General features: G+C 40.8%; 10 protein-coding genes and 2 tRNA genes. 10 read left to right on the forward strand and 2 right to left on the reverse strand.

The genetic code is table 11. The features are described 5' to 3' along the window. Positions 1-100: 100 nt before the first annotated feature. Positions 101-1,051 (forward strand): HEPN domain-containing protein, encoded by a 951-nt coding sequence (locus tag FKV42_RS01005; RefSeq protein ID WP_154808382.1) that lies wholly within the window; start codon positions 101-103, stop codon positions 1,049-1,051. 133 nt (positions 1,052-1,184) lie between these two features. On the opposite strand, the gene FKV42_RS01010 is transcribed toward FKV42_RS01005, so the two are convergent. Next, positions 1,185-1,259, reverse strand: a tRNA-Arg gene (locus FKV42_RS01010). Between the two features lie 158 nt (positions 1,260-1,417). On the opposite strand from FKV42_RS01010, the gene ilvE reads away from it, so the two are divergent. The 7 genes from ilvE to FKV42_RS01045 all read left to right on the forward strand — a co-directional run bounded on the left by ilvE (position 1,418) and on the right by FKV42_RS01045 (position 6,874). Then, on the forward strand, positions 1,418-2,296 hold the full coding sequence (ilvE, locus tag FKV42_RS01015; protein WP_154808383.1) for a branched-chain-amino-acid transaminase: 879 nt from the start codon (positions 1,418-1,420) through the stop codon (positions 2,294-2,296). 223 nt (positions 2,297-2,519) lie between these two features. Next, entirely contained in the window at positions 2,520-2,768 is a 249-nt protein-coding gene (locus FKV42_RS01020) for a sodium:proton antiporter (RefSeq protein ID WP_154808384.1), read from the forward strand. A 10-nt stretch (positions 2,769-2,778) separates the two neighbouring features. Then, complete coding sequence (locus FKV42_RS01025) at positions 2,779-4,689, forward strand: molybdopterin biosynthesis protein (protein ID WP_154808385.1); 1,911 nt, start codon at positions 2,779-2,781, stop codon at positions 4,687-4,689. 63 nt (positions 4,690-4,752) lie between these two features. Further along, complete coding sequence (locus FKV42_RS01030; protein WP_154808386.1) at positions 4,753-5,844, forward strand: OBG GTPase family GTP-binding protein; 1,092 nt, start codon at positions 4,753-4,755, stop codon at positions 5,842-5,844. A gap of 66 nt (positions 5,845-5,910) precedes the next feature. Beyond that, positions 5,911-5,983 (forward strand) — tRNA-Gln (locus FKV42_RS01035). Between the two features lie 215 nt (positions 5,984-6,198). Continuing rightward, the gene (locus tag FKV42_RS01040; protein WP_154808387.1) at positions 6,199-6,525 is read left to right on the forward strand and encodes a hypothetical protein; all 327 of its coding nucleotides are present in this window, start codon (positions 6,199-6,201) and stop codon (positions 6,523-6,525) included. A 175-nt stretch (positions 6,526-6,700) separates the two neighbouring features. Further along, complete coding sequence (locus FKV42_RS01045) at positions 6,701-6,874, forward strand: hypothetical protein (RefSeq protein WP_154808388.1); 174 nt, start codon at positions 6,701-6,703, stop codon at positions 6,872-6,874. A gap of 190 nt (positions 6,875-7,064) precedes the next feature. Here the strand turns inward: FKV42_RS01045 and FKV42_RS01050 are convergent, their stop codons facing one another. Continuing rightward, complete coding sequence (locus FKV42_RS01050; protein ID WP_154808389.1) at positions 7,065-9,008, reverse strand: VIT and vWA domain-containing protein; 1,944 nt, start codon at positions 9,006-9,008, stop codon at positions 7,065-7,067. Between the two features lie 158 nt (positions 9,009-9,166). Between FKV42_RS01050 and FKV42_RS01055 the strand changes: the two genes are divergently transcribed. Beyond that, positions 9,167-9,997, forward strand: coding sequence for a CbbQ/NirQ/NorQ/GpvN family protein (locus tag FKV42_RS01055; RefSeq protein WP_154808390.1), 831 nt, complete (start codon positions 9,167-9,169; stop codon positions 9,995-9,997). Positions 9,998-10,064: 67 nt separating this feature from the next. After that, the gene (locus FKV42_RS14055) at positions 10,065-13,487 is read left to right on the forward strand and encodes a nitric oxide reductase activation protein NorD (RefSeq protein WP_230375377.1); all 3,423 of its coding nucleotides are present in this window, start codon (positions 10,065-10,067) and stop codon (positions 13,485-13,487) included. Positions 13,488-13,523: the final 36 nt, after the last annotated feature.

Raw genomic sequence — 13,523 nt, forward strand, 5'->3', positions numbered from 1 at the left:
TAAATAACTAATGTAAAGCCATAGTGGAGAGTTCGAACTGCAGTACGGATCAACGTTGTAAAGAAAACGTTATATATTCATAGCCTGCCTATTCAGGCAAATGACAAGCACTGAAGTTCCTCAGATTTTTCTCGATATTGCAAAACAAGATCTAAAATCATCCCAATTATTATTTGAAAATAAATGTTATCCACAGTCCATTTTTCTATTTCAACAATCGGTTGAAAAAGCGGTGAAATCGATGTCGATATTCACAGGCACTACAAATCTCAAAAAGGCGGCAGATAAGATTGGACACAAAGGGGTCACATTCTACAGAATGTTGAATCTAAACTGGATGGAAAATCTCAAATCGATGAGAAAGAACAAACAAAAAACAGAAGCATTTGCACAAATGCTTGATGTTGATTCGACGGGTATGGACATTATTGAAGTTGAAAATGACGCGAAAGACTTAGACATTTGGACACTTACTTATATCAAAAATACACAAGATCACGTTGAGCTTTCAGATAATGAATTGACTGATATTCTAGCCCATATTTCAGAAATTGAAGAAGAGTATATTTATGCACTTTCAGAAGGAACAGACTTCATTAAAACGGATGAAGAATGGCTACAATTTATTGAAGAAGTAACTGAATTTATAAAAAAGGGAGTTCAGTATTACGTTGAAAACCCAGAAGAAGTTGATGTTGATATTCCTGAAAATATATCCGAAATTGTGGAAGAAGAATTTAAAAGAGTGTTTGGAGCTACCGATAAAGAAACCTGGAATCAGTTTGCCAATTTGATTCTAGACAGCCTATACATAAATCATCTCTTGTTTGGTTTATCAATAATAATGGATCCACATGCAATCAGTGCAAGATATCCAGATGAAGACTTCAATCCTATGGAGTTTTACACTCTTGAATTACCACTTGTAACTAAGTTGCCTAAAATAACAGCTATTACAGAGGGTTTACTGGTGTTGTTAGACAATTTCTATTCCAGGGTCCAAGGGTCTGAATTGAGACGTCTTGCTCTTGAAAATAACACAGATATTTGAATATCATTGTTGCTTCAATGAAGCCACAATAAGAATGTGATTAAGCTGATTGACCACTACAACATTGTATGTTATATGCATTAAATAAAAAAGAAAATGCCTTATCAAAATAGGACTATTGAAAAATATGTAGCGATCCCGAAGGGATTTGAACCCCTGACCCTCGGGTTAGAAGCCCGATGCTATATCCTGGCTAAGCCACGGGACCGCTAAGCATTGACTGGGATTGGAAATAGGTTTTTTAGTATAAAACACTTTTGTCACGACTTGTTTACATTTACAATTAATCTGAGGGGTTAATGTGAATACAAATAAATAATAGTTTAACCTGAACACTAGCAACTATTATTATACTGAGGCTTACACATGAGTGAATTATTGATTTATTACAACGGTGACTTTGTCCCAAAATCACAGGCCACAACCTCCGTCTATGATCACGGATTTTTGTATGGAGATGGTGTCTTTGAGGGAATCAGAGCATACAACGGACGTGTTTTCAAGTTACGTGAGCATGTTGACAGGCTCTATGATTCCGCAAGGGCAATAGCTCTTGAAATCCCAATATCCAAAGAAGAGATGGAAGAAGCAATTCTGGAAACACTCAGGAAAAACAACCTGACAGATGCATACATCAGACCTATCGTTTCAAGAGGTATCGGTGACCTTGGTCTTGACCCAAGAAACTGTTCAAGACCAAATATCTACATCATCTCACAGGAATGGGGAGCAATGTATGGGGACCTCTATGAAGTCGGTCTTACCGGTGTTACCGTATCAGTCAGAAGAAACTCCTGTGATGCACTGTCACCAAACATCAAGTCACTCAACTACCTGAACAATATCCTCGCAAAGATAGAAGCAAATGAGAAAGGTGGAGATGAAGCAATCTTCTTTGACCAGAACGGTTACCTCTCTGAAGGTTCAGGAGACAATATATTCATTATCAAGAACGGTAAGGTTTACACACCACCAACAATCAACAACCTGAAGGGAATCACCAGAGCAACAGCTATTGAGCTTCTTGCAGAAATGGGAATCGAGACCCATGTTGAGAACCTTGGAATGTTTGACCTCTACACCGCAGATGAGATTTTTGTCACAGGAACCGCAGCAGAAGCCGCACCTCTTGTAAAGGTTGATGGCCGCCCAATTGGTGATGGAAAGCCAGGGCCTGTCACAAAGAAGATGGTTGCTGCATTTGAAAAGGTAACAACCACAACCGGTACACCAATCAATCCCTAAATAAGATTCACTTAAATGAAGACATAGTTCTTCATACTCTTTTTTTCTTTATGTCTGACTCTTTCAACTATGAGCTTAGCTTTGCATGCTCGTGTCATCTATGAATTTTCAAAACATTAATTAGGCATAAGCCATGTAATATATAAGTATAATAATAATTACATATATATTCCGAATGGACTAAAGACTGAGAGATAATAGTCTTATTAATGAGGTTATAAGAATGGAAGAAAAGGGAAGAATAGATAAAATCGTTCTGAAGAACCTGAAATATCTGAATGATTCAGTGTTGGCCATATTACTTTTGATGCCTGTTACCCTTGTCATCACTTTTGAAGCACTGGATGATACAGGAAGCCTCAAATGGATCTCCATTGCAACATGGATCGTATATCTTATGGGACTCTGGTACGTAGCTACAAGAGTATTCAGACTTAACAAAAAGCTTATTGGGTATATAGACGAAGAGTAATCAGACCAGAATGGAAAGGAAAGAATTCAGAGAGCTGACATCCGTAGAGGATGCAAGAGAACTGGTTGACAACATAAAAGTTCAACCACAAGTTACTGTTTTACCTATTGAGGAAGCCGCAGGACACATAATTGCAGAAGACATACTTTCAGGGCTCGATGTGCCTGCTTTCAACCGCTCTGTAAAAGACGGCTATGCTGTCAGGGCAAAAGATACTTATCAGGCAAGCGAACCAGCTCCAACCGAGCTTAAAGTTATAGGAGCTATACCTGCCGGATGCGAAGATAGCTTTTTTGTTGATGACGGCGAAGCTGTCGAAATCTCAACCGGTGCACCAATTCCCGAGGGTGTTGATGCTGTTGTAATGGTTGAGAGCACAAAACAAAGTGGAGACTCACTTTTTGTCTACCTGCCGGTACACATAAATGAGAATATAATGCGTGCAGGAACTGACATAATGAAAGGCGAGAGAATTCTGAGGAAAAACACTCGCATAGGTTCCCGTGAAATCGGCGTTATGGCATCCATCGGAATGGATAAAGTTCCTGTAAAAAAGCTGGCAGTAGGAATCATTTCAACCGGCAGCGAACTTATCAGACCCGGAGAAAAACTTGGAATCAGCAAGATATATGATGCTAATTCATACGCTATTGCCGCTGCAATCGAGGAATGTGGTGGCACTCCCCGAATATACGGAATCGTGCGTGATGAAGAGAAACTCATGGAAGAAGCTCTTGACAGGGCTATTTCAGAATGTGATATTGTGCTCACATCAGGAAGTACTTCCGCAGGCGCTGGCGACATCATGTACATGATTATTGAGAGAAAGGGAGAAACTCTTACTCACGGAATTGCCATCAAACCAGGAAAACCTGTTGTCATTGGTATGATCAATAATGTCCCGACGATCGGGCTTCCGGGAAACCCTACATCTGCTCTCAGTATTTTCAACGAATTTGTTGCACCGATTATTTACAATTCACTTGGCGTTAAGCCATCATTTAAGACAAAAATAACTGCAGTTATGGGAACCGGAATACGTTCCGGTGGCAGAGAGGAACTATTCCCTGTGGGCGTTGTCCGTGGAAAAGTATATCCTGCGGATAAAACATCAGGAGCTATCACCACACTGTCAGATGCAGACGGAATATTTGAGATCAGGCCACATACTGAGTACATCGAGCCCGGTGAAGAAGTTGAAGTTACGATGTTCGGTAACGTCAGGAGTCCTGACCTGATGCTTGTTGGCGGACAGTGTCCCGGAATTGACCTGCTTGAAGAGATGACAGGACTTACGTTCAGGACTTTGAACATGGGATCAAGTGCAGGTTTTACAGCAATGTCAGGCGGTATTGCAGATATTGCATGTGTCAACATGGTTGATGTAGATGGCAACTACAATTCATCTGTTCTTAAGAGAATGAACCTTGACAATGTTGTACTTGTGAAAGGATACAGACGCGAGCAAGGGCTTATATTCACACCGGACAATCACATCTATGGACTTGAAGATATAATCAATCTCCAGATTATCAACAGGAACAGAGGTTCTGGTACAAGGGCACTTCTTGACAGGGAGATGGGTCTTCTGGCTGAAGGGAAAGGAATCTCTAAAAGTGAGATGATTAAGAGCCTTAAGGGATATAATTCCGGTTCTAAGACCCATAGGTCAGTATGTGATGCTGTGAAAAGTGGCAAAGTTGATGTTGGATTTGGTCTGAGAGCTGCGGCAGAGGAAGCAGGACTTGAGTTCATTCCACTGGCGGAGGATGAGTTTGATTTTGTGATAAGAAAAGACCTCCTGGAAATTGAGGAGATACAGAATTTCCTTGCTGTATTGCGTTCTGAGGAGTTCTCTAAGAAACTTCCGGAAGGAATCAGTACTTATGAAATGACCGGTAGTATAATATCCTCCTTTTAACGTTAAGTCATCACTTGAAATTCGGGAAAATCTTTTTTATTTTGACGTTATGGTAGGTTGCAAATGGGATTACACGAGGATATACAGGAAGTTGAAGAGGAGATCAAGAAGACTTCTTACAACAAAGCTACATCACACCACATAGGCAGACTGAAGGCAAAGCTTGCACGTCTGCGTGATGAGGTTGTGAAGAAGGCCGCAAGTAAGGGTGGCGGTGAAGGATACTCCGTTAGGAAATCAGGAGATGCCACAGTTACACTTGTAGGTTTCCCGTCTGTTGGTAAATCCACGTTGCTTAACCAGCTCACCGGCGCAAATTCAGAGGTTGGTGCCTATGAGTTTACTACACTTGATGTAATTCCCGGTGTGCTTGAGTACAATAATGCAACCATCCAGATTCTTGATGTACCGGGACTTGTGAAAGGTGCAGCCAGCGGCAGAGGTCGTGGAAGAGAAGTAATCGCAGTTGTGAGGAACTGTGACCTTGTTGTTTTTGTACTGGATGTTTTCCAGAACTACCACCATGAAGTCCTTACACAGGAATTGTACGATGCAGGTATTCGCCTTAACCAGAAGGCACCTGATGTTGTTATCAAAAGACAGGACCGTGGCGGGATTACTATTAGCAGCACCCTTGACCTGGAAATGTCAGACGACCTGATCAAGGCCGTACTTAACGATTATAAGATTCATAACGCCCACGTACTTATCAGGGACCATATCGATGTGGATCAGCTTATTGATGCTGTTATGGGTAACAGGGTTTATATTCCTGCGGTAATCGTTGTGAATAAAGTGGATATGGCTGATGAGTTTGTGCTGAAGAAATGCAAAGAAGAATATCCAGATGCCACATACATTTCCGCCAATGAAGGCCAGAACCTTGAAGCTGTGAAAGACCTGATATATGACGCCCTTGATTTCATCCGTATCTACCTGAAACCTCAGGGGGGACCTGCTGATATGGAAGAGCCTCTGATTGTAAGGAATGGCGTCACCGTGGGTGATATCTGTGACCACCTGCACCGTGATTTCAGGAGAAAGTTCAGATATTCCCAGGTATGGGGAACTTCTGCAAAGCACCCCGGACAGAGAGCCGGTCTTGACCATGTGCTTGAGGATAAGGACTTGCTAACTCTTATCATCGCCAAATGATGAACTTAAATGCCTTGCCTGCATAACAAATAAGTATTATTATGTATTTATTCAGCTAATCATTGTAGTCCCGTAGGGTAGCGGTCAATCCTTTCGGCCTTTGGAGCCGAAGACTCCGATTCGAATTCGGGCGGGACTATCTTCTTTTAAGGTTTCAGCTTTGATTAAGCTTTGATTTATATAAATGATTCTTTTAATTAAGTTATTTCAGATTCAAAGCAATTATAACTACCCTTATCGTTCCAACTTACCCACTCATAAAGTACCTCAACACTTTCTTCGATAAATGAAATACTTTCACACCACTTTCCTCCAATTTATATGAACTAAAATCTTAAGGACATATGATCAACAATGGCAGATCTTGAAAATAACAAACCTGTTAATACTCGTCAAATTTTAGCTGAACAATATAAGGGAATACATTACCGCAAGAACTGTGACCGATTCCCTCATTATATAGAATTCAGCGATTGTACTGGAATGGATATTCGTCTTCCTGTTACTCCCAATATCCTGACTAATGAGATGATTGATGATTTCATTGAGAAATACATAATTCAGGATTATCCAACCCAACTCCATACAATAGTAAAGGGAGATGTTGAAATAGATGTCAAGGATCAACAATTGGTTGTTCAATCAAGGTCAAAAACAAAAAGATTCACTAGCCGTAGATAATAGTAACAAAATCAACTTAGGATTAGAACCGATTGTTTCAGATTTAACCAGCTATCCAGTTAACACAAACAATTAATCACATACAACATTGTAATATAAAAGCAAAGTCGAAACACAAAATTAAAATCTCTACGAGTTCATATAACTAAATAACAAAGAATGGGAGTGAAAGGGAATGGGAACTAAATTTGAGATTTACACGGAAGATGGAAAACACATTACAACCATTACTGCAAAAGATATTAAAATAACAGCAGATGCCACACTACTTGGTGAGTTCCAGGCTGACGGGGCATTTGAAGCAAAGGCAGTAATTCCTAGAAACTGGGCAATAATTGAAGCGCAGTGATTTACACTGTTCTTAAATTTGCTGCAACTGCATCAACAGTACATTAGAGCAATATTATCTATCAAAACCTATCAATTTCCATCAAATTGATAGATATTGATAATTAACTAACTTAGTACATATTAAATCGGAATAAAAAACAAAAAAGAATCCAATGGAAGCCTTAAGGCTCCCATTATCTAAAACATAACTATTCTTTCCTATGTCTGAAAGCAATCATTCCAAGTCCAAACATTGACAATGCAAGCATCAGACTAAATCCGGGAGAGTCTTCTTCTGCATAGCCATCTACAGATTCCTCAACAGGCATTGAGTCAACGATTTCTTCCTCTTCTACAGTTTCCGCGACCATTGCATCATCATATGATGCTGTCGGAACCTCCATCGCTTCTTCAACTTCATATTCCACAGAATCTGAATCATATTCTGGCTCTTCAGCCTGTGGAATCTCTACAAAGAACGAGGTGTAAGGAGTGACAAAACCATATTCAAGTGAAAGGGCTGTAACCTCTGAGATAAGTTCATCAGTTTCACCTTCAACTTTCATCATATCAAGCTTGTTTCTGATAGTGTTATAAGCCCACAGACGTGGAACGAAGCTATTTTCATCCGAGGTTTGAACAGAGAAAGCATGGTCGGAAACATACTCTCCATTTCTGGTGTCACCATCTGCCATTGCAATGACAGTTGTTGCATCCTCATCGTAATTACCAAGGATAATAGTCTCGGAGCCAACGAAAAGGTGATCCTTTCCTGTAAGAACTACATTCGTGCCTTCGTCGTAGCTGAACACCAGGTCTGTAACAAGTGGCGTAGAAATCGTATCGTAGAAATCACTGATACCTTCCGATGCTTCGGAGTTCTCCTCGAAATAGACCGCAATACCTTTGTTCTCAAGACTCAATGCCTGCAGGAAATTGAAATCATAATTATTCTCACTTCCAAACGCGATGGTGAATATAGCTGCATCAACATCATTTGCATCAAGCACATTTCGCCTTATGAGCGCAGTTGAAGTAATGCCTTCGGTAGGTTCACCATCTGTCAGGAAGACCACTATCGGAACATTCTCACTTTCAACACCAAACATTTCGATTGCTTCCACCAGTGCATCGTTTATGTTAGTGCCTCCTGATGCGTATGTATCAAGCACCTGCGATGCAGAGTTGTTCTTATTGGTCTCTGTTGCAGACATGATCACACTACTCTGTGGATCTACATCATCATCAAAGAACACTACATTGAAATTATCATCTTCAGGAAGGTCATCTATGATAGATGAGAAAGCAACCTTCACCTGTTCTATCTTGAAACCTGACATTGAACCTGATTTGTCTATGACAAAGATGATATCCTTATTGAGAGGAGAAGTCCCCAGCTCATCGGCTGTAGGAGAGAAAACATGCATGAAATAACCGGTCCCGTTCATTTCATAGAACAACATCTCACCATCGGCATCGGTATTCTCGGTACTGAATACAATGTTCAGGTTTGAACCGGGCAGGCCTTTTGAAGTGTATTCCACCTTTGCGCTATCCGTTGTAGGATAAGTAATATCTGCATCAAATCCCGGAGTATCAACGCTCAGGATATCTGTTGATGAACTGATATCAACAGTAACACTCAGGTCTTCAACTTCATGGTTGCTTCTGAGATATTGAAGATACTCGTACTCATCCATCGTCCTTGTAAGAGCCTGTTCGTAGGTGAGTTTTACTATGATACTCTGGTTAGCCTCAAAGTTAAGAGAATATGAAAACAACTCTGTATCTCTTGTTTCCAGCAGACCTGCTGTTCTTCCACTTGATACAGCTTCTTCAAATTTCTGCTGCGCCTCCTCATTCTCAAGTATGTCCGCCTGATACTCCTCACCATCTATAGTCATGGAGAACGCTGACATGAAAGCACCATCAGGAATCAGGAACTGGAACTTGTCCGTTACAGATGCATTGTTTACGTTGTCAAGTTTCTCCTCAATGGTGGTTATGGCATAACCGTCGTGTATTTTGACATCTATGTTCAGGTAATCAGACTCAATATTCGATTGTGCCAGAGAAGGCAACATCAGCGATACACATGCTAGAGATAATAGCAATAGAACCACAGCTCTTGAAGAGCTTTTTTTAATATCCATAATGACCACATATCCCGTCTAAATAGTTCTGTACCTTGAAGGTTGAACTTCTACTTTGAAATGTGTTTTGGCCAAAACTCAAACTATAGTTCACAGAAACTCCTGCACAGCACATTTAAACCAGAAAAGGATAGATTACTATCAAAAGGAGGATTGCTATGGCAATGAAATGCGCTTTATCCGAGGAACTGCCGGTTGATGAATACCTGATTACTGAAGAACCGTATTACGTACCCGTAGGCAACGAAGTGGAGATTTTTATAGCTGCTTACAGGAACAAACTTCCGGTAAATCTAAAAGGACCGACTGGTTGTGGAAAAACACGATTCATGGAATATATGGCATGGAAATTACAGCGTCCTCTGATAACAATTGCCTGCCACGAAGACCTCACAGCAACCGACCTTGTGGGAAGATTCCTCATCAAAGGTGAGAACGTTGAATGGAATGACGGACCACTCACAAAAGCCGTAAAAAGCGGAGCAATCTGCTACCTTGATGAAGTTGTCGAAGCCAGAAAGGATACCATAGTAGTCATTCACCCGCTCACTGATGACAGGCGCATAATCCCAATCGACAAACTTGGAGTTATCGTAAAAGCACCGGATGAGTTCATGCTCTCAGTTTCATACAACCCCGGCTACCAGAGCATTGTCAAGGACATGAAACAGAGTACAAGACAACGTTTTGTTGCAATTGAATTCGATTATCCTCCTGCTGAACTGGAAAAGCAGATAGTTGCTCATGAGACACATGTAGACGAGCAAACAGCAGCCAGACTCGTTGAAATAGGGCAGAGCATCAGGAACTTCAAGCACCACGGACTCGAAGAAGGTGTAAGTACTCGTTTGCTCATCTACGCAGGTAAGCTCATACAGGAAGGCATCGAGGCAAAAGAAGCCTGCAAAATAGCAATGTCACAGCCTATTACTGATAATCCGGACCTACAGAAAAGTATTGATGAGATTATCGCCGCAATTATGGGATAAATACCAGGATAAATGGGTACTGGAGTAAATCATCACGCCAACTGACAACTCTGAAAGAAGAGAATCTATGAGTATTGAAAAAATTACAGGACTTATATCATCACATTTTCCATCACTGGAAAGTTCACTGCTTTCTGAGCTTGCAACGGGATTTGATGATCTTGATGACAATGCACTGGAGATTATAATCCATGCAGGAAAAGGTGCTCAGAAACGAGGACAAAGAGTTCTTATTGCTTATCTTGGAGCAGCGCCCGGAGTATACAAAGCTCTTGGAAAAGATGAGTTCAACAATTGGCGTGAGCTCGCAAAGAAAGTATCTCAACTTAGCATTTCATGTTGTGAAGGATTCTTTGATTCATCAATAGATATTATCAAAAAAGGCGGATTTGAACTTCTCGAAAACTGGACCCTGAGAGGAATAGAGCTATCAGCCCAGAACAAATGGATAGCTATAGCCTATTTCAAATATACAGGAAAAGTTGTTGTCACCACAAAACCTGAAAGATTCCTGAAACTGGTATCCCATGGAAGTGAGCTTGGAAATATCAACACAAAAGTTGCAGAAGCTTATTTTGAACATCTGCTACAGCTCAATTCACTAATTGATGAAGCCGACTTTCCAACCTACTGCAAGATAGTAGATAAAATCAGCAGCATACACTGGCTTACAGGTATAGAGCTAATTGACATCACTGAAAAGATATTAGCCGAGATTCCAGCTCAAAAAAGAAAGAAGCTTCTAACTTCAATGAAAGAAACATTGGAATGCGGCGAACTTGTCACAATGGCATTATTCCGAAATGCCGGAACAATTGTGAAAAAAACAGATGATGAAAAGCTGAGTAAACTAATTGATGCCACCTGTAGTCTTGCAGATGAAGACAAAAAAAGTGCAGGTTATTTTCTAAAAACATACTCACAGCATATTGATACACTGGAACTTTCCGAAGCATTGGAATGGATAAACAAAGGAAGCAGGGAATTAAGAAACAACAAAGAGGCACTCCGTGTTTTTGTCTCCACCGTCTTTGAACTTGGAAAGTATGAAGATACAACTCCTGAGGCAAGATCAGCAATCGTAGATTCAGGAATTAATCTGGCAGATATCCAAACTGAATGTCTTGAAAGCTATTTTGAAAATGCTTCAGTTGCCTACAACGTTCTTGGCAAAGATATGTTCATCACCTGGACAGAAATTGGCGAAGGAATCGCATTACAAAACCCGGATGATGCCAGAGAATATTACGAAAGATCAGTTACATCGTTATCAAAAATACCACCTCAACTACACGAGGAAATATTCAATATAGCTGACAGGCTTCTTCAGAAAGAAGGAATTCTTACCAGTGCATTCTTTGCTAATCTCGGGAACTTTTCAGAGAAAAACAAACCTGAAAATGCAGAAAAATGGGCGGACATAGGAACCAGAGTTTACAGAAAAGACAGAAACCTTGCACTGGATTTCTTTGCAAATTCACCCGGCCTTCTTGAAAAACTGGACATGGAAGAACTAGAAGAGTGGACTCTTAATGGACTGGAAACCGCAGACGGGAAGAAGCCTGCTGGAAAAGCCTATTTCTCACTTGAATCAAAAAGCTCAAGGGAACTTGTGGAAGAATTCACCGGTGCTGTAGCTCTTAAAAAAGTTGCCAATATCCTGAGATACTATGCCCTCGGTCTTTCAGGCAGCAATTTCATAATACGTTCTATGGCAGCTCTGCCTCTGCAAATCGAAGTTAAGGGAATGAATCCTATCATCGCAGGAAATACAATCTATCTTGCACCAAAGATGGGAGTTTACGAGAACATAGAGGAGAACTTCAAAATCTACAAGCTCAGTGTGATGCATGAGGTTGGACATGCACGCTACAGTTCACTGGATGTTGAACCGGAAAAGTTGAATGAACTGAAAAAGAATATCATAGAAAAATATCCTCCTGCAAATTCCGGCTATAAACGAGATGATGAAAATATTGATCTTGTTGACCTGCTCTCACTTTTACGGAACCAGATACTTGCAGCAACCATATTTGGAATACTGGAAGATGCACGTGTCGAGTATATGATAATGGAGCATTACAGGGGAGTTCGTGCTGACCTTGAAGAAGTCCGACACAAGATGCTTTTAATGAGAGAGATGCCTGAAGATGAGCTTGAAAAGTTTATGGAAGGTTTGTTATGGATTTCCACGGGACACGATCCAAAAGCTGAACTTGGACTGGATAAAACTACAATTGGAATGCTAAACAGTCTTCAGGACAAGCTTGAAAACAGGATATTAACTACGGAATCCAGCACTTTTTCAAGCTTCGAGATGGCTTTTGAAATATACTACTCTCTGGAAGAGAAACTTGGACCACTTGATGAGATCAACTACAAAATGATCAAAAACATAGAGTATCGTGGAATGGATGTCGGTGCAACCGGACAAACTGACCCTATGATGACAAAACCATACGAAAATGTCATCAAAAACTTCATCCCGGAAACTGAAGCGGACCTTACTGCTGATGAGGATAGACCTAAAGAGCAGGCTACCGACAAGCCAACGCAACCCTTTGAGAATAACTGGCGTGTGCTTGGCAGTTACAAATATGATGAGTGGGACAGCACCATCAACGATTATCGCTCAGAGTGGAGCACTGTAAATGAAATGGAACCCCATGGAGGGAACACTGCTTACTACAAAAAAGCATTGGAACATTACGGAAATGAGATTGCGCTTCTCAGGCATACATTCGGTCTTATGAAACCGGAAGCATTCCATCGGATGAAAGGACAGAACGATGGTACAGAGATAGATATTGATGCCTACACAGAATCTCTGATAACAAAAAGATGCGGAGCAAATCCCGATGACGGAATGTACATCAGGTGGGATAAACAGGAGAGGGATGTTGCAACCTTATTCCTTATGGATGTGAGCGCCTCCACACGCAAAATACTTGGAATGGATGGAAGAAGCATACTTGAGGTTGAGAAAGATGCTTTGATAATAATGAGCCAAGCGCTTGAAAGTATTGGTGACAAGTATGCTATCTATGCATTTTCCGGGAAAAGCAAGGATAACGTGGAATACTTCAAGATCAAGGAATTCGATGAAAGATTCTCAGATGATGTTGCAAGGAGAATGAGCATACTGGCATCAGAATCCAATACCCGGCTTGGACCGGCAATCAGGCATTCAATTAAGAAACTTGAAAAAGCCGGTGCAAGAACTAAAATACTGGTTTTGCTGTCTGACGGTGAACCCTATGATAGAGCCAGAGGGGAGGATTCGTATCAGGGTGACATTGCACAGGAAGACACCCGAATGGCAATCTCAGAAGGAAAAAACCGTGGAATGCATTTCTTCTGCATAACAGTGGATAAAAATCCGGGAGAATACCTCAATAACATCTTTTCCGATGTTGGATATACCATTATTGATGATGTATTGATGTTGCCGGAAATGCTGCCTCTTTTGTATAAGAGACTGACAACCTGATTTTATCGAGAATTATCAAAAATAAAAATAAAACGG

Origin of the sequence: Methanolobus vulcani (assembly GCF_006546655.1) — an archaeon.
GTDB classification, from domain to species: domain Archaea; phylum Halobacteriota; class Methanosarcinia; order Methanosarcinales; family Methanosarcinaceae; genus Methanolobus; species Methanolobus vulcani_A.